At 67.1% G+C, this 17,617-nt stretch carries 13 protein-coding genes; 8 read left to right on the top strand and 5 right to left on the bottom strand.

Going from position 1 to position 17,617, the window contains the following annotated elements; translation table 11 throughout:
- Positions 1 to 136 precede the first annotated feature (136 nt).
- The 4 genes from ACWF82_RS28675 to ACWF82_RS28660 all read left to right on the top strand — a co-directional run bounded on the left by ACWF82_RS28675 (position 137) and on the right by ACWF82_RS28660 (position 3,650).
- Positions 137 to 958 carry a crotonase/enoyl-CoA hydratase family protein gene (locus tag ACWF82_RS28675; protein ID WP_452506153.1) on the top strand — a complete coding sequence of 274 codons (822 nt, stop codon included), beginning with the start codon at positions 137 to 139 and terminating at the stop codon, positions 956 to 958.
- A gap of 91 nt (positions 959 to 1,049) precedes the next feature.
- Positions 1,050 to 1,547 (top strand): MarR family winged helix-turn-helix transcriptional regulator, encoded by a 498-nt coding sequence (locus tag ACWF82_RS28670; protein WP_452506151.1) that lies wholly within the window; start codon positions 1,050 to 1,052, stop codon positions 1,545 to 1,547.
- On the top strand, positions 1,544 to 3,232 hold the full coding sequence (locus ACWF82_RS28665) for a DHA2 family efflux MFS transporter permease subunit (protein WP_452506149.1): 1,689 nt from the start codon (positions 1,544 to 1,546) through the stop codon (positions 3,230 to 3,232). The genes ACWF82_RS28670 and ACWF82_RS28665 overlap by 4 nt, the downstream gene beginning before the upstream one ends.
- A gap of 190 nt (positions 3,233 to 3,422) precedes the next feature.
- Complete coding sequence (locus tag ACWF82_RS28660) at positions 3,423 to 3,650, top strand: hypothetical protein (protein WP_189029609.1); 228 nt, start codon at positions 3,423 to 3,425, stop codon at positions 3,648 to 3,650.
- Positions 3,651 to 3,716: 66 nt separating this feature from the next.
- Here ACWF82_RS28660 and ACWF82_RS28655 read toward each other — a convergent pair whose 3' ends face one another.
- Positions 3,717 to 4,205 carry an inorganic diphosphatase gene (locus ACWF82_RS28655; protein ID WP_189029611.1) on the bottom strand — a complete coding sequence of 163 codons (489 nt, stop codon included), beginning with the start codon at positions 4,203 to 4,205 and terminating at the stop codon, positions 3,717 to 3,719.
- A 204-nt stretch (positions 4,206 to 4,409) separates the two neighbouring features.
- Here ACWF82_RS28655 and dacB point away from each other — a divergent pair, with 204 nt between their 5' ends.
- The 4 genes from dacB to hpt all read left to right on the top strand — a co-directional run bounded on the left by dacB (position 4,410) and on the right by hpt (position 8,710).
- Positions 4,410 to 5,909, top strand: a complete 1,500-nt coding sequence (gene dacB / locus ACWF82_RS28650) for a D-alanyl-D-alanine carboxypeptidase/D-alanyl-D-alanine endopeptidase (protein ID WP_452506147.1) — start codon at positions 4,410 to 4,412, stop codon at positions 5,907 to 5,909.
- Positions 5,910 to 5,921: 12 nt separating this feature from the next.
- A complete protein-coding gene (locus ACWF82_RS28645) occupies positions 5,922 to 6,986 on the top strand; it encodes a zinc-dependent metalloprotease (RefSeq protein ID WP_452506145.1) in 1,065 nt (354 codons plus the stop codon).
- Positions 6,987 to 7,127: 141 nt separating this feature from the next.
- Positions 7,128 to 8,135, top strand: a complete 1,008-nt coding sequence (tilS, locus tag ACWF82_RS28640) for a tRNA lysidine(34) synthetase TilS (RefSeq protein WP_452506143.1) — start codon at positions 7,128 to 7,130, stop codon at positions 8,133 to 8,135.
- Positions 8,136 to 8,158: 23 nt separating this feature from the next.
- Positions 8,159 to 8,710 carry a hypoxanthine phosphoribosyltransferase gene (gene hpt, locus ACWF82_RS28635; RefSeq protein ID WP_110041409.1) on the top strand — a complete coding sequence of 184 codons (552 nt, stop codon included), beginning with the start codon at positions 8,159 to 8,161 and terminating at the stop codon, positions 8,708 to 8,710.
- On the opposite strand, the gene ACWF82_RS28630 is transcribed toward hpt, so the two are convergent.
- Genes ACWF82_RS28630 through ACWF82_RS28615 form a run of 4 tightly spaced genes read right to left on the bottom strand, consistent with a single transcriptional unit; the run spans position 8,701 to position 17,561 of the window.
- Entirely contained in the window at positions 8,701 to 10,632 is a 1,932-nt protein-coding gene (locus ACWF82_RS28630; protein WP_452506141.1) for a serine/threonine-protein kinase, read from the bottom strand. The genes hpt and ACWF82_RS28630 overlap by 10 nt on opposite strands.
- 4 nt (positions 10,633 to 10,636) lie before the next feature.
- Complete coding sequence (locus ACWF82_RS28625) at positions 10,637 to 12,088, bottom strand: flavin-containing monooxygenase (protein ID WP_452506139.1); 1,452 nt, start codon at positions 12,086 to 12,088, stop codon at positions 10,637 to 10,639.
- Positions 12,089 to 12,147: 59 nt separating this feature from the next.
- Positions 12,148 to 13,182 (bottom strand): MupA/Atu3671 family FMN-dependent luciferase-like monooxygenase, encoded by a 1,035-nt coding sequence (locus tag ACWF82_RS28620; RefSeq protein ID WP_452506137.1) that lies wholly within the window; start codon positions 13,180 to 13,182, stop codon positions 12,148 to 12,150.
- 5 nt (positions 13,183 to 13,187) lie between these two features.
- Positions 13,188 to 17,561, bottom strand: coding sequence for an amino acid adenylation domain-containing protein (locus ACWF82_RS28615; RefSeq protein ID WP_452506135.1), 4,374 nt, complete (start codon positions 17,559 to 17,561; stop codon positions 13,188 to 13,190).
- Positions 17,562 to 17,617: the final 56 nt, after the last annotated feature.

The raw sequence follows: 17,617 nt of genomic DNA, 5'->3' as shown, positions 1-17,617 counted from the left end.
CGTTGCTTGCTCCTTCGTCGCCTACGCAACGGCGCCTGACCGACGGGACGGCCGCGAACCGCCGCTGACGCGGCGGCCCCTCCTCGAGGTCGGGGGTGCGGGCTGGCGTTGTTGGCCGTGGGGCAATAATCAGCCCATGACTGATTGGCAGGCCTTCACCGTCGAGATCGCCGACCACGTTGCCCAGGTCACGCTGACCGGGCCGGGTAAGGGCAATGCGATGGGACCCGATTTCTGGCGCGAGCTGCCGGAGATCTTCCGCGAGCTCGACGCCGACCCGCAGGTGCGCGCTGTGGTGCTCACCGGCGCGGGCAAGCACTTCTCGTTCGGGCTCGACCTGGCGGCGATGGGTGGCATGCTCGCCCCCGTGCTGGCCGACGACGCGAAAGCCGCGCCGCGCACCGAGTTCCTCAAGGTCGTCCGCGGCATGCAGGACTCGGTGACCGCGGTCGCCGAGTGCACCAAGCCGGTGATCGCCGCGGTCTCGGGCTGGTGCATCGGTGGTGGCCTCGACCTGATCGCCGCCGCCGATATCCGCCTGGCCAGCGAGGACGCCCAGTTCAGCCTGCGTGAGGCGAAGGTGGCGATCGTCGCCGACATCGGTTCGCTGCAGCGCCTGCCCGGCATCATCGGCGAGGGCAACCTGCGCGAGCTGGCGTTCACCGCCAAGGACATCGACGCGGCCCGCGCCGAGCGGATGGGCCTGGTCAACGAGGTGTTCGCCGATCAGGAGGCCGTGGTCGCCGCCGCGCACGCGATGGCCCGTGAGATCGCCGACAACCCGCCGCTGGTGGTGCAGGGCATCAAGGACGTGCTCGAGCACCGGACCGCCCCGGCGGTGGCCGACGGTCTGCGCTACGTGTCGACGTGGAACGCGGCGTTCCTGCCGTCGAAGGACCTCACCGAGGCGATCACCGCGGTGTTCCAGAAGCGCGCTCCGGAGTTCAAGGGCGAGTAAAGGCAGTTCAAACGGTTGCCCCGGCGACCGTTCTGTCTACATACTTGCATCACACAACTAATTGATTGATGCAAGTAAAGGTGAATCCCTAGTGACTGAGAACGAGCCCGCGATCGACTCGATCGCGCTCCAGCTCGTCCGGCTGCACCGCCTGCGCGACCGGACGCTGGCCCAGATCAAGGACCGCTCCGGTATCGACCCGGCGGGCTTCGTCGCACTGTTCCGGCTGGTCTGCGACGGGCCGATGCGCTCGGGCGCCCTCGCCGACGCGGTGCACTCGGACGCGTCGACGGTGAGCAGGCAGGTCGCGCAGCTGGTCGAACGGGGACTGGTGGTGCGCGCCGCCGATCCCGACGACGGCCGCGCCACCGTCCTGCAGGTGACCGACTACGGCCGTGAGACCGCCGAGCGGATCCGGTCGCGGCGCCGGGAGTCCGTCGCCATCGTCACCGAGGACTGGTCCAGCGCCGACCGCGCGACCTTCGCCGCGCTGCTGGCGCGCTTCGTCGACGACTACGACGCGGCCCGCCCGAACCTGCTGACCCGCCCGCCCGCACTGAGCGCTACCGCGATGGAGAACGATTCGTGACGACAACCGCGGCCCCGGTGGAATCACCCGCCGGTTTCACCCACCGCCAGATCCTGACCATCCTGTCCGGCCTCATGCTCGGCATGCTGCTGGCCTCGCTCGATCAGACGATCGTGTCGACCTCCATCCGCACCATCGCCGACGACCTGCACGGCTATTCGCTGCAGGCCTGGGCGACGACGGCCTACCTCATCACCGCCACGATCAGCACCCCGCTCTACGGCAAGCTCTCGGACATGTTCGGCCGTAAGCCGTTCTTCCTCACCGCGATCGGGCTGTTCATCATCGGGTCGCTGCTGTGCACGCTGGCCACCTCGATGTATCAGCTGGCGGCCTTCCGCGCGTTCCAGGGGCTGGGCGCGGGCGGGTTGATGTCGCTGGCGCTGGCCATCATGGGCGACATCATCGGCCCGCGGGAACGCGCCCGCTACCAGGGCTATTTCCTTGCCGTGTTCGGTATTTCGAGCGTGCTCGGGCCGGTGCTGGGCGGGCTGCTCGCCGGGCAGGACACCATTCTCGGCATCACCGGCTGGCGCTGGGTGTTCCTGGTGAACGTGCCGCTCGGCCTGCTCGCGCTGGTCGTGGTGACCAGGGTGCTGCACCTGCCGCGCAAGCCGCACGCCACCCATCGCATCGACTTGGCCGGCGCGTTCGTCCTCGCGGTCGGGTTGGTTCCGCTGCTGATCGTCGCCGAGCAGGGGCGTGAATGGGGCTGGGGCAGTACCGGATCGGTGCTCTGTTATGTCATCGGCGTGCTCGGCCTCGCCGGCTTCGTCGCGGTCGAGAAGTACATGGGCGACGCCGCGCTGATCCCGCTGCGCATCTTCTCGAACGGGACGTTCGCGCTGGGCGTGGTGATCTCGTTCGTCGTCGGCGCCGCGATGTTCGGCGGCATGCTGTTGCTGCCGCAGTACCTGCAGGTCGTGCGGGGCGCGGGCCCCACCGAGGCGGGGCTGCAGATGCTGCCGATGGTGCTCGGGCTGATGATCGGCTCGATCGTGTCGGGCCGGTTGATCTCGAAAACCGGTCGCTACCGGGTGTATCCGGTGATCGGCGCGGCCACGCTGACACTCGGGCTTTTCCTGCTGCACCTGCTCGACGCCGACAGCCCGCTGTGGCTGGCGATGATCTTCATGGCGCTGACCGGCTTCGGCCTCGGCAACCTGATGCAGCCGCTGACGCTGGCGCTGCAGAACGCGCTGCCGCCCAAGGACATGGGCGTGTCCACCGCGTCGGCCACCTTCTTCCGGCAGATCGGCGGCACCCTCGGCGCCGCGGTCTTCCTGTCGATCCTGTTCTCGCTGCTCACCCCGAACATCACCGAGCAGCTGCAGCAGTCGGCCGCCGATCCCGCCTATCAGCAGGCCGTTGTCGCCGGTGCGCAGAGCGCGAACCCGGCCGACGCCGCACTGGCCAAGGGCCTGCTGGCGCACGACACGTCGGCCGCCGGCGCGGTGCTGCAGGACAGCTCGATCATCCAGCAGCTGGATCCGGCACTGGCCAAGCCGTTCCAGGTCGGTTTCGCCGACTCGATGTCGACGGTGTTCCTGGTCGGCACCGCGGTGGCGCTGCTCGCGCTGCTCCTTGTGCTGTTCTGGAAGGAGGTTCCGCTGCGGATGCAGGGCGGAATCCAGGCGGCCGGTGACGCGAAGGCCGCCGAAGGGGCCTCAGTGCCCCCGGCCTGATCGGCTGAGCCGCAACGACAGTGGCGGCAGTGCGACGAGACGTCGCGCTGCCGCCTTTGTCGTCGAATTCCGGGGTGGGGAAGGTGAAGTGCCCATGGTGGGGCTGAAAGTCCCCCTAGGGGTGGCTGTTTCGAGGTTTGCGTGCCCATACCGTTCAAGACGTCGAAACGAGCACAGAGGAGCACACGACATGCGCATCAAATCCACCATCGCCGCCGGACTGCTGGCTGTCGCGACCGTCGCCGGGGTGTCGACGGTCGCCGCCGGCAATGCCGCCGCCGGCCCGGCCGGCACGTACTACGGCACCTACGCCACGCTGACCGCCTGTCGTGCCGACGGCGAGTCGCCTTACACCGGCGGCTATTACTGGGAGTGCACCGAAGCCTGGGACGGCTGGGATCTCTACATCTGGTACTGATCCACCGCAACGAAAACGGGAAGCCCGAAGCTGGTTCGGACTTCCCGTTTTTCGTGCACTGTCAGCTCAGTGGCCGGATTCCTTCAGGCGGGCGAAGGACTCGTCGATGATCTTCTCGGCCTCGGCGCGGTCCAGCCACTCCGAACCCTGGACGAACTTGCCCGGCTCGAGGTCCTTGTAGCGCTCGAAGAAGTGCTTGATCGCGGACAGCTCGAACTCCGAGACGTCGGCCAGGTCCTGGATGTGATCCCAGCGGGGGTCGCCCGCGGGCACACACAGCACCTTGTCGTCGCCGCCTGCCTCGTCGGTCATCCGGTACACGCCGACCGGGCGGGCCTCGACGATGACGCCGGGGAACACCGACTCGGGCAGCAGCACCAGCGCGTCCAGCGGATCGCCGTCCTCGCCGAGGGTGTTCTCGATGAAGCCGTAGTCGGCCGGGTAGCCCATGGAGGTGTACAGGTACCGGTCGAGCTTGACCCGGCCGCTCTCGTGATCGACCTCGTACTTGTTCCGAGAACCCTTGGGGATCTCGATGGTGACGTCGAACTCCACGCCATCTCCTTGCTCGTTCGAGTGCGGTCTGCCGACTCGCCAGATCGTTCTGGGGAACCGTTGCGCAACGAGGATAGTGTGGTGTGCTGGAACACCGGTGCGGCAGGCGGCTCAGCGCGCAGTCGAAGCGCGTCGGGCGAGACAGTCGAGGATCGGTGAGGCGTTGATGTCAAGGTTCGAGATTCCGGCCGGCCGGGTGGCCTGATGGATCAGCGCGGAACGGGTCATCCGCCCTATGGCAGCGAAGCGCCGACGGTCGTGATCGATCGAAACGCCGAGGGGACGGGATCGCGGGGCGGGCGATCGTCGCTGTGGATCTGGCTGTCCGCGGTGGTTGTCGCGGTGCTGGTGATCGCGGGCGGGTTCGCGGCGATCGCGAAACCGTGGTCACCGGAATTCCGGCACGGGGGGCTGACGGTCGCCGAGCCGCCGCGGGGCCAGGCGGCCGCCGCGCAGGTGACGCCGGCCAGGTCGGACGCGCCCGCGCCGACGGCGGCCGGGATCGCCGCCGCGCTCGCGCCGGTGGTCGGCAGTCCCGACCTGGGCAGTTTCGCCGGTCAGGTGACCGATCCGACCAGCGGGACGGTGCTGTGGAGCCAGGATCCCGCCAAGGCGATGATTCCGTCCTCGACGGCCAAGGTCATGCTGGTCGCCGCCGCGCTGCTCACGCTGCCCGACGATCAGCGGGTGCCGACCAGGGTGCTCGCCGGTGCGCCGGGGGAGCTGGTGCTCGTCGCCGGCGGTGATCCGACGCTGACCACCAGGGCCGACGGCGGCTACTACACCGACGGCGCCCGGATCGCGGATCTGGCCGCGCAGGTCAAGGCGTCCGGCAGGCAGGTGACCGCGATCGTCGTCGACACCTCCGCCTACACCGGGCCGACCATGGCCGCCGGCTGGGACCCGATCGACATCCCGGAGGGCTCGATCACCCCGATCGAGCCGATCATGCTCGACGGCGGCCGGTTCGATCCGTCGGCCGACTACTCGCCGCGCACCTCCACCCCCGCGCTGGAGGCCGGGCGCGCGCTGGCCGCCGAACTCGGTGTCGACCTCGCCGCGGTGCGGGTCGGTCCGGCCGCGCGCAACGGCGCCGAGATAGCGAAGGTGGAATCGGCGCCGCTGCGAGTTCGGCTGCACGACATGATGATCCACTCCGACAATGTGCTCGCCGAGACGATCGGCCGGGAACTGGCGGTGGCGACCGGGCGCGAAGCCTCCTTCGCCGGGGCGGTCGCGGCGACGACCGCGGCACTGACCACCGCGGGATTCGACGTCGCCGGGCTGCATCTCGCCGACAACAGCGGGCTCTCGGTCGACGACCGGGTGCCGCCGCGGCTGCTCGACTCGATCATCGCGACGGCGGCCAAGCCGAGCGGTGATTCTACGGTGGCGGGCACCCAGGCCAGGCCCGAAAACGATCCGCGCGCAGCGGCTCTCGCGCCGCTGCTGGACGACCTGCCGGTCGCGGGCGGCACCGGGACGCTGGCGCCGCGCTTCGTCACCCAGAACCGGTCGGGCGCGGGCTGGGTGCGTGCCAAGACCGGAACTCTGAGCGTCGCGAGCGCGTTGGTCGGGTATGTGCTCGACCGTGACGGACGGGTACTGACCTTCGCGCTGATGTCCAACGACCGACTGCCGGAGGTCAGCAGGCCCGCGCTCGACGCGGTCGCGGGCACCCTGCGCAACTGCGGATGCTCCTGAGAGCGGGTGGCGATGACCGACGACAAGACCGGGCGAACGACCTCCGGATTCAGCGGTGCCGTCGACTGGCGGCTCGCCGCGCGCACCGGCGCGGTGCTGGCGCCCGCCGGGCCGCGCACCTCGCGGCAGACCGCCGAACAGGTCGTCGCCGAGCTCGCCACCGCCTCGGTGCGGGCCGAAGGGCCGGTGCGTGAGGTCAGCGGACTGCTCGACGACCGGCCGGTGCCCGAGGCCAGGATCGTCGACCGGCCGGGCTGGATCGCCGCCGCCGCCGACTCGATGGCCGTGCTCACCGGCACCGACACCACCACCCCGGTCGGCAGATTCGTCGGGAAGCCCGCCGGGCTGCAAGCCGGGACCATGCTGGCGTTCCTGTCCACCGCGATCCTCGGTCAGTACGACCCGTTCACCGGCGAAGACGGCACGTTGCTGCTGGTGGCGCCCAATATCCTCAGCGTCGAGCTGGCGCTCGGCGTCGACCCGTCCGATTTCCGGCTGTGGGTCTGCCTGCACGAGGTGACCCACCGGGTGCAGTTCTCCTCGGCGCCGTGGCTGTCCGACTACATGCGCACCAATGTCGACATCCTCAGCGAGGTCGGCGAGGAACCGATGAGCGAGATGCTCAGCAGGCTGATCGCCGAGGTGCGGTCGCGGCGCAACGGTGACACCGCCGACGACCCCAACAGCCGCGGGGTCGTCGGCCTGCTGCGCGCCGCCCAGGCTCCACCGCAGCGTGAGGCCCTCGACCGGCTGCTCATGCTCGGCACGCTGCTAGAAGGCCACGCCGACCACGTGATGGACGCCGTCGGACCGGCCGTCGTGCCGACCGTCGCCGACATCCGCTCCGCTTTCGACCAGCGCAGGAAGAAGCCGACCAATCCGATCCAGCGGTTGCTGCGTGCGCTGCTCGGGGTGGATGCGAAGGTCGCGCAGTATGTGCGGGGGAAGAAGTTCGTCGACGCGGTGGTCGAGCGGGTCGGGGTCACGGAGTTCAACACGGTGTGGACCAACGCGGAGACTCTGCCCCGGCTCGACGAGGTAGATGACCCGGAGCGCTGGATCAATAGAGTGCTGTAGCCCGCCCGAACAACTGACAACACCGTGAGGACATGGGTAACTCACCGGGTACGAGCAAACTTGCCAATCTGATCACTGTCAGCCGCCGACGCAACTCTGGTGGCAGGCGGGTCTGGCCTGAATTCGCGGAGAGGCGGAACAGTGCGGCTGCCTGAGACGTCGGCTGTGCTGTCTGTGCGGCGCGGTGTTCGGGAGTGGGTTGCGGCGCGGGGTGGGCGGATGCCGGTTGTGGTCGGGTTGTCCGGGGGAGCTGATTCGCTGGCGTTGGCTGCGGCCGCTGTTGTCGAGGCGGGGGACGTGACGGCTGTCGTCGTAGATCACCGGTTGCAGGACGGATCGGGGGAGGTGGCCGCGCGGGCCGCTGAGCAGGCGCGCGGATTGGGGTGCGTGGAAGCTCAGGTGCTGCCGGTTGAGGTCGGGCGGGACGGTGGGGTCGAGGCGGCGGCTCGGGTGGCCAGGTATGCGGCGCTGGAATCTGTGCGGGCGGGTAGGCCGGTGTTGCTCGGGCACACCCTCGACGATCAGGCCGAGACCGTGTTGCTCGGGCTGGCGCGTGGGTCGGGTGGGCGGTCTATTCAGGGGATGTCGGCGTGGAATCCGCCGTGGGGGCGGCCGTTGCTCGGTGTCCGGCGGGCGGAGACCGTGCGGATGTGTGCCGATCTCGGTATCGAACCGTGGGACGACCCGCACAACCTCGATCCCGCGTACACCAGGGTGCGGGTGCGGACCGAAGTGCTGCCGCTGCTCGAGGACGTGCTCGGGGGCGGTGTGGCGCAGGCGCTGGCGCGGACGGCGGATCAACTTCGCGCCGATGGCGAGGTGCTCGACGGGCTCACCGCCGACCTGCTGGGTGCGGCGAGCGCGGGCGGCAGTGGCCCCGGCGACAATGATCGACCAGCACTGTCGGTCGAGATTCTGGCCACTGCGGCCCCGGCCCTGCGGCGCAGGACGATCAGGGCCTGGCTCGCCGAACAGGGCGTGAGCGGCTTGCTGAACGCCCATTTACAAGCGATCGACGAGCTCGTGAGCAACTGGCGCGGGCAGGGCGGCGTCGCGGTCGCGGGCGGTGGGAGGGACCACAGGTTGGTCGTGGCGCGCGAGCATGGCACGCTGACGGTACGCGTGCAGCCGCGAAACGATGCCACATGACCACCGAAGGGACACCCACTTCCGTGTACGGAGACGACATCGCATCGGTGCTGATCACCGAAGACCAGATCAAGGCCAAGATCGAAGAGCTGGCCGAGCTCGTCGCCAAGCGGTACCCGCCCGACGCGCCCGAAGGCGACCTCCTGCTGATCGGTGTCCTCAAGGGCGCGATCTTCTTCATGACCGACTTCGCCAGGGCGCTGCCGATCCCGACCCAGCTCGAGTTCATGGCTGTGTCGTCCTACGGCTCGTCCACCTCGTCCTCCGGTGTCGTGCGCATCATGAAGGACCTGGACAAGGACATCGCCGGCCGCAATGTGCTGATCGTCGAGGACATCATCGACTCCGGTCTGACCCTGTCCTGGCTGCTGCGCAACCTGGCCACCCGCAACCCGGCCTCGCTGGAAGTGGTCACCCTGCTGCGCAAGCCCGACGCGCTGCGCACCCCCGTCGAGGTCGCGCACGTCGGCTTCGACATCCCGAACGAATTCGTCGTCGGCTACGGCCTCGACTACGCCGAGCGCTACCGCGACCTGCCCTACATCGGCACCCTCGATCCGAAGGTCTACTCCTGACCCGGTGTCCGCGATCCGGTCACGCGCAGTAGTGCCCGGATATCGGATTCGATGATCCGGAACAGGATGTAGGAGAAGACGAAACCGATCATCCCGCCCACGCAGATCGTGCGGAGCGGGGTGAGCGTCGTCAGCAGGTCCGCGACCGGCAGAAACGTCGCGCTGGCGACGACGAGCAGCGGGATGGACGCCGCGACAACCAGGTATCGGCGGCACCGGGTGGCCAGGACGGTCAGCGACTTGCCGTCGCTGCGGAAATCCTGGCCGTGGTGCAGGAACATCGGATAGACGCAGCGCACCAGGTACACCGTGATCAGGAAGTACGGGTACGTCATCGCGATGGCGGCGCAGATCGCCGACACCAGCAGCAGGTGCAGTGCCGTGCGCGCGGGCAGATCGTGGTCGGCCAACCCGATGGTGACCGCGTAGATCACCCCGGCCGCCATCCACAGCACGAACACCACCGCGACGGCCCGGTTGCCGAATCGCAGACAGTCCTGGCGGGCCCGGTCGAGGGTCTCCGGATCGCAGCGCCGACCGGTGCGTAACTGGTGTGGAATGGTCAGCAGTCTTCTGCCGAGGAAGATCAGGGTCGCCCCGCCCGCGGAGAAGAAGATCAGGTTGGTGATGTCGGCGACGGCGCGCTGGGTGGCGCGGGTGTCCGGGTCGAGTCGGCTGTGGATCAGGGTCGTGTTCAGCTGACGCTGGTAATAGGCGGCCAGCACGTTCGGGATCGCGATCGACAGCGCCAGCAGCGCGAACACGTACGGCTGCAACCGGATTCGCCAGCTGTCCGGTGGCGGGTCGGTGAGGTCGCGGGCGTGGGAGTCCAGGCACAGGTCCAATTGCGCGGCCAGCATCGCGCCGTCGGACCAGCGGTCGGCGCGGTCGGCGGCCAGGCACGTCAGCAGTATCCGTTGCAGGGCGGCCGGGCAGTCGGCGGGCACCTGGCCGACATCCACGCCCGCGTTGCGGCGGGCAAGCGCCGCGTCCAGTGCGCGCTCGGGGTGCAGATCGTCGTCGGGCACGGTGGTGTCGTCGAACGGTTTCGCGCCGGTCAGCAGCTCCCACAGCAGGACGCCGAGTGAGTAGATATCGGCACGGGTGTCGAGGTCGGCGGCGCTGCGATCGCGACCCTGATGGCATGCTTCGAGCTGCTCCGGGGACATGTACGCCAATGAGCCGCCGAAGTACGACACCGGACTGGTGCCCGCCGAAGGGTTGAAGCTGATGTTGAAGTCGGCGAGCTTGGGCACGCCCTCGGCGGTGAGCAGGACGTTGGCCGGCTTCACATCGCGGTGCAGCACGCCGTGACCGGCCGCGTGCTGCAACGCGGCACCCAGCCTGGCACCCAGCCACGCAACGGTCTCCGGCCAGCTCAGGCCGGCGATCTCGGCGCGCATCGCCGAGTCCGTCGGGCGGATCTCGCCCTTCTCCTTCATGGCAGCGTCGACGGCGTCGAGCAGCAGGTTGCTGGTGCGCTCTTCGGGCGGCGTCGCGCGGACCCAGCGCAGCACGTCGAGCAGTGTCCCGCCGGGCAGGAACTGCATGTACAGCATCCGCAGCCGGGGCGAGCCGTCGGCTGGGGTGTCGAGCACCTGCTGGTCGAACACGCGCACGATGTAGTCGTGGTCGAGCTGAGCCAGAGTCTGTGGCTCGCTGCCGCTGTCGGCGGAGATCTTGATCGCGACCAGGCGCTGCATCGCCCGCTGCCGCGCCAGGAAGACGCGGGCGAACGCGCCGGAGCCGAGCTCGGTGAGCAGCTCGAAATCACCGATTCGCGTGCCGACCTCGATCCGGTCGAGACCACGGCGATCGGTCGGGTGCGCGGCGGCGGTGCGGTCGAGCGCGGGCCTGGTCACCTCGGTGGTGCGTGTCGAGCTCACAACGGGGGTACGGCCGCGGGCGGCCGGGGGGTTCATCGGGTCAGCTGACGACCCGATCCGTGGTTCGGCCGGGCGCTATCTGGAAATCCTCGAGCCGCGGTCGCCTGGTCAGCCACCAGTACCGCGACATGGTGCGAGGCCACAAAGACGACACGTTCCCGTGCCGGTCCCGGTAAGGGCTGCTGACCCGGGACCAGACCGATGTGTCGAGACGAGCCCGAAGCCAGTCGTGGAAGGCTTGCTCGGCTTCGGGGCGGACTTCGACGAGAGCTCTACCGTCTCGCGACGCGAACGACAACAGTGCTCCGATGTACCGCGCTTGACGTTCCAGCATGAACACCACCGAGCCGAAGGTGAGGTTGGTGTTCGGGCCGGCCACGAAGAACAGATTCGGAAAGCCGGACGTGGTGACACCGAGATACGCCCTGGAGCATGGCGCCCAGTGGTCGGCCAGAGACTTGCCGTCTCGGCCATGCACCTCGACGGTGGCGAGAAATTCGGTCGCGGAGAAGCCGGTGCAGTAGACGATCGCGTCCAGGTCCACCTGCTCGCCGACTTCTGTCATGATGCCTGAGCTGTTGACGGCGTCGACGCGGTCGGTGACAACGGTGCAGTTCGGAGCGGCCATGGCCGCGTAGAACTCGTCAGAGAAGACGCATCGTTTTCCGCCGACGGGATAGTCAGGCGTCAGCTTCCGGCGCAGGATGGGGTCGGAGATGTGACGGCGAAGATGATCGCGCGCCATCCGAGTCACCCGGCGGCTGCCCGCCGAAGAAGACGTGACAGCCAATATGAGCAGTTCGCACAGTGTGTAGACGATCGCTCGTTCTACCGCGCGCACCGGCGACCACGCCATCAGCCGAGCTCGGCGTCGGGAGTATCGAACATCGGTCTTGGGTAACACCCAAGCGGCATTGCGCTGGAACACCGAGACCGAGGCGGCGTGACGCTGTAGCCACGGCACAACCTGTGCGGCACTGGCACCTGTACCGACCACACCGACACGGAGGCCGCTGACGTCGAGTGAACCGGGCCATCGGGCCGAGTGAAACTGCACACCGTGAAATTGTTCGCGGCCTGCCAGGTTCGGCAGCTGAGGCTCGGCGAGCTGACCGACGGCCGAGATGAGGTAGTCGGCGTGAAACCGCTCACCCTCCGCCGTCCGGACTTCCCAGTCGGAGCTTTCGCTGCGGAACCGTGCTGAGATCACGGTCCGCCCGTACCTGACGCAGTCGCCGAGCCCGGCGTCGCTGACCACATCGGCGAGGTACCGCTCGATCTCGGAACGGTCGCCGTATCGCCCGCTCCAAGCGAAGCGATGTCGCGCCAGCGAGTAGAGCGCAGAAGGGTTGTCGCAGCGAGCGCCCGGATACTGATTCGCCAGCCAGACCCCGCCTGGGCCGCTTGCGCGTTCCAACACGATGATTCGGGTGAACCCACGTCGCTGCAGCTCGAGCGCGGTCGAGATCCCGCCGAAGCCGGCGCCGATCACGACGACAGTCGGCATGCTGTCCGGCCGGGTGTCGTCACCAGGTGCGTATCGGGTGGCCACTACCGGATCAACCGACCCAGCGAGGCCAGGTATTCGAGTCCTCGCATGACGGTGTCGTGTGGCAGCCCGAAGTCGACCAGACAAGCCAACTCGTCGACACCTATCGCGCGCAGGCTGTCGATCATCCGCATCGCGTCTCGTGGAGAGCCGAACACTCCGCTGGTGGTCAGATACCGGTCGACCGCACGGTCTACGAGCAGTCCGACATCTTCGGCGGTCATATCAGCAGCCGAGGCGGCGTCCCCGGCCTTCAGCCGGCTGACGAGATCGAAGGATTCGGTGAGATATTTCGCGAAGGGCTCGCGGACGAGGGCGCGTGCACGATCGCCGTCTCGATCGATGAACGTGTGCGCCATCACCGCGACATGGGAGGCGGCGTCGTCAGGGTTCGCGGCCGAGTAGGCGCTTCGATATTCGGCGATTCGTTCCGCCAGTGCGCTCGTCGTCTGACCGAGTAGATGAGTGAGCAGGCCGAGTCCCATATTGCCCGCGGCCCGAAAGGTTTCGGGACTTCCGGCAGAAGTGAGCCACATCGGTAGTTCGGGTTGGACGGGTCGGGGCGCCAGCGACACCGAGGTCGGCACCCCACCGCCGCCTGTACGGGCCATGCTGTCGCCCTGCCACAAGGCGCGGATCGACTCGATGGTCGACATCGTGGTCTTTCGGCGGTCCTCATATCTATCGGGCTGGAAAACGAAGTCGTCTGTGTGCCAGCCGGATGCGAAGGCGACCCCGGCTCGACCGTCGGAGAGATTGTCGACGACAGCCCATTCCTCCGCGATGCGCAGTGGATCGTGCAGCGGAGCGACAACGCTTCCCGCCCGGATCTTGATGTTGTCGGTGATCGTGGCCAATGCGGCGCTGGTAACGGCCGGATTGGGGTACGCGCCACCGAACGAGTGGAAGTGACGCTCCGGAGTCCACACCGCGGCGAATCCGTTGGCATCGGCGAACTTCACGGCATCGATCAGCAACGCGTAGTTCGCTCGCGCGTCCGCTGAGTTGCTGGCGAAGAAGAACAGTGACAGGTCCATGCGACTCACAGCTCCTGGGGGTGCGCGGCAACCAAGATCGGAACCTCTTCGGGTGCTGAGTAATTCGGGATATAGCCCGTGATCTGGAAGTAGTCGAGGTACCGGTCGAGGACTGTGGAGTCGACCGTTGGCCCGTCGATACCGGTGACGGCGAGTGCTTTCCGGGTGCTGCTGTCATCGAACGTGACATCCCGGCGTGCCGCCCACTCCCCGGACTCGCTCAGGAGCGCGGCACCTGCCAGCGAATAGTCTCCTGCTGAGGCGCGTATGCCGGCCTCGGTCTGCAAACGCTCCCGGAACTCTTCGGCGCTCACTTCGGAGATCCGATGACCGCGGGAGCGTAGCAAGTCCAAGATCGTGCGGACCGGCACATGCCGGTTGTTGACGATATGGAACGTCTGTCCATCCGGATGCGTAGTCGTCGCGATTCGCGTGATGGCGCGCGCCACGTAATCAACCGGTACCAACTCGATACTTGTCTCGACGCCATCGGGCGCGATGCCGAGCGCCGCGATCGCACGGACCATGCTCCAAAAACCGTGGGTCGCACCGGCACCGGTCTGCGTGTGGCCGGCGATCAAGCTGACCCGGTAGGTGGCGGTGGGCACACCGCGGGCAGATGCGGATTCGATCAGTGACTCCGCCACCCATTTGGACGTGACGTAGCCGGAATACTCCACGTCCGAGAATTCGGGTCGGTCCCTTTCCAGGATCTGCGCCCCCGGCGGATTCCCCGCTCCCGAGAACATCGACGTGGTCGAGATGTAGTGCAGTGACGTGTGGCAACCTGTGGCGGCCATCCGGATCAGCTCTCTGGTGCTGTCCACGTTGGCGGCGCGCACGCGTTCGTATTCGTCCAGGTGGCTGACCTGCGCGCCGCAATGGATGATCGTGCTGATGCGCGTGCACAAGGTGTCGAACACCTCGGGTTCCAGGCCGAGTCCAGGTGCCGCGAGATCGGCAGGCAGGGCCACGATCCTGTCGCGGATGCGTGGACTCCACAGCCCGAATCTCAGCAGGGAGTCGGTGACTCGTGCCGCGGCCTCGTCGTGGGAGCTCGCGCGGACGAGACACCAGATCGTCCGGTCGGTGTACTCGATCAGCTCGTTCAGGATGTACGTGCCGAGGAAGCCGGTGGAGCCGGTCAGCAGGACGGAGTTATCGGGGGAGTCGCCGAGATTCGCAATGGCCGGGAACGTCTCGGGCAGTCGGAGATCGGCTTCGACCAGGGGCGCGATTGTTGCTGTCGACCGACCGTCGATGAGGGCGGCGAGGCTCGCGACACTCGGCGTTCGGAAGAAGTCGCGAAGCGGTAGCTCCAGGCCGGTCTCCGCCATCAGGACAGTGCGTACCTGGAAGGCGAGCAGGGAATTTCCACCCAGCGTGTAGAAGTCCTGGTCGCGCCCAACCTCGTCGATTCCGAGCGCCGCGGCGAAGGTCCGTGCGATCAGCATTTCCGTCGGTGTCTGTGGCCTCTGACCGGTGGCCTGCAGTGCTGGGATTCGGGACTCCAACGCCCGGCGGTCGACCTTGCCGCTCGGTGTTGTCGGCATAGCGGGTAGCACGGCGACGATCCCCGGGACCATAGCTGCGGGCAATGTCGCGAACAGCTCGGCCCGAAGTTGGTCGGGAACCGGTGCCTTCCCTGCTTCCGGTACGACGAACGCGACCAGCTGTTGTGGACCAGCTGCCGCGCTGACCAAAACAACGGCCTGCGCGACCGAATCTGTGGTCAACAGCCGGGACTCGATCTCGCCGAGTTCGATCCGCTGGCCGCGGAACTTGACCTGTGAGTCGGTGCGCCCTAGATATTCCAGCCGGCTATCGGATGTCCACAGGGCGAGATCGCCGGTTCGGTACATGCGCAGGCCGGCCTGGAAGGGGTCGGCGACAAACCGCCCTGCGGTGAGGTCGGCGCGACCGAGATAGCCACGTGCCAGCTGGATCCCGCAGATGTAGAGTTCGCCGGTCGCGCCGATCGGCACCGGTCGAAGCTTCGAATCGAGTACCCGAACCACGACGTTCCGTTCCGGAACGCCGATCGGAACCGTGGGTATGTCATCGGGCGTTGTGCGGTGATGGGTGACGGAGATGGCGGCTTCTGTCGGCCCGTAGAGGTTGTGCAGGCCTGCGGTGGAGATCGCGTGGAATCCGGCTGCGGTCTCGGGCGGAAGCGCCTCGCCTATCACGAAAACCGTTCGCAGGGTTACACACTGATCGCGACTGGCACGGCTGACGAACGGCGCGAGCAGTGTAGGGGCGAAGTCCGTCACGGTTACCCGGTGCTGTTGGACCAGAGCTGCGAGATAGGCGGGATCGAGATATCTGTCATGGTCGGCGAGCAGAAGGCGGGCTCCGGCCAATGCCGGGAGGAAATAGCCCCAGAGCGAAACATCGAACGTGCTCGCGGTCTTCTGCAGGTACACGTCGCCGGAATCGATCCGGTACTCATCCAGCATCCATTCCAGCTGGTTGACGAGAGCGCGCTGGCTGACCGCGACTCCCTTGGGTTTCCCGGTAGAGCCGGACGTGTAGAGGACATATGCCAGATTGTCTGATCGAAGTGGACTGAGCCGGTCTGCCTGTGTCACCTGTGTGTCGGGGTACGGTGACAGATCCAGCCTGTCGAGGGCGCCGATCATGGTCGTCTGGGGCAGACGCTGACGATCGCCCGACAGCGTGAGCACGAGGTGAGCGCCTGAGCCCGCGAGGACCGTCGCGTTGTGTGCTGCCGGATTGCCCGGGTCGATCGGGAGGAATGCGCCACCCGCGTGCACCACGGCGTGCATGGCGATGACGAGATCGATGGATCGCCGCAGGTGAAGGGCAACAACAGTGTCCGGGCCAACGCCCTGCTCGATCAAGTAGCGGGCCAGCTGGTTGACCCGCGCGGCGAACTCGGCTCCGCTCAATGCCGCGTCATCGGATTCCAGCACGACCCGCGTAGCCGCGCCGAGGAGCGAGGAATTGAGTAGATCGGGAAGGTTGGTGTCGTGTTCGGTGCACTCGGGACCAGCTCCGGCATTCCGGATGCGTGTGCACTCGTCCGTGGTGGTGAGGCGGAGCGTGCGCAAGAGGGCCGTTGGCTCCGCGGCGAGGAATCGATGCAGGAAGCCGAGGAACCGCCGGTGATGGTCCTGCGCGGTTGAGGTGGAATAGAGGTCCGGATTCGTCTCGAAGTCGAGTTGGCAGCTGTCTGGCGCCTGGACGAAGTTGAGGGCAAGGTCTTCGATCGCGCCGGTAGTCAGGACGTGGACCTGGCCTTGTGCTCGGCCGAGCGTGACCTTGTCGTTGAAGGCCATGATGTTCACCCAGGGTCCGAAGAACTCCGTGGTGCCGTCGTCGGTCAGCCCATCCGTCTCGCCGACCGCATCGCGCCGAATGTTGTTGTGCCAGTACCTTTGATGCCGCAGCGCCCCGGAAACTTCGACCTGAACCATGCGCAAGAATTCGGCGCAGGTGGTCTCCTCGCCTAGTCGCAATCGCAAGGGAACGACGTTGGATGTGCTGCCGCACGCACGGCGTGTAGCGGCAGTGAGCCGTGCGGCCACCGGCAGACTCAACGTCACCTCGTCGGTGTCGAGCCAGCCGGCCAGGTAGGTAGCGAACGCTGCGATGACCACGATGGCCGGAGTGGAGCCGAGTCGGCGGGTTGCGTCGAACAGAAGGTCACGTTGGTCGGCCGACAGCACAGCCTGGGTCAGGGTGTTCTCGACGGCGGGTGCCGCCGAGCGCCGAGCGAGCGAGGACCGTTGCTTCAAGCCCTTCATTCGTTCGACCCAGTACTGGCGGTCACGTTCGTAGCGTGGGCTCGCCATGTAGTCGATCTCGGAATCGCTCACGTTGCGCAGGGAGCTGTTGAGGGAAGGGCTACTCAGTCCAGCAGCGAGATCCGTATAGAGCTGGGCAATTCGTTGAATGCCGATCATCGCGCCGAATCCGTCCAGCACAATGTGGTGGGCGCACAGGTACCAGAACCAGTGGTCGTCGGCCAGCCGCAGGACGGTCATCCGCAGCAATGGCGGATCCAGTAGATCGACCGGAGCGGTGTAGTCCGTGCGCATCCATGCCATGGCCTCGGACTTCGGGTCGGAAGAGTCGCGCAGGTCCATCAGGGCCGGAACGAACTCGATCGCAGGATCGATGAACTGTCTCGGTTCGCCACCCGTGATGACCATTCGCACGCGCCCGACGCTCAGCTCCTCGCCGGCGATACCGATCGCCTCGGTCAGGATCGCCATGTCGATCTCGCCACGAATTTCGATGTACTTGGCGATGTTGATCGGCACGAGCGGATCCATATGCTGCGCGTACCACAGGCCGAGCTGAGTAGGTGAAAGCTCGAATGTTTCGGTCTGATCGCATGCCTGGTCAGCCATGTATGCCCCCCTCACATAGTGCACCGCGAGGCTACCGGGTCGTCATGGGGTTGGCG

Source organism: Nocardia sp. NPDC055053 (assembly GCF_053608285.1).
Note: the sequence above shows the minus strand (reverse complement) of the source record. Positions and strands in the feature narration are given on the sequence as shown.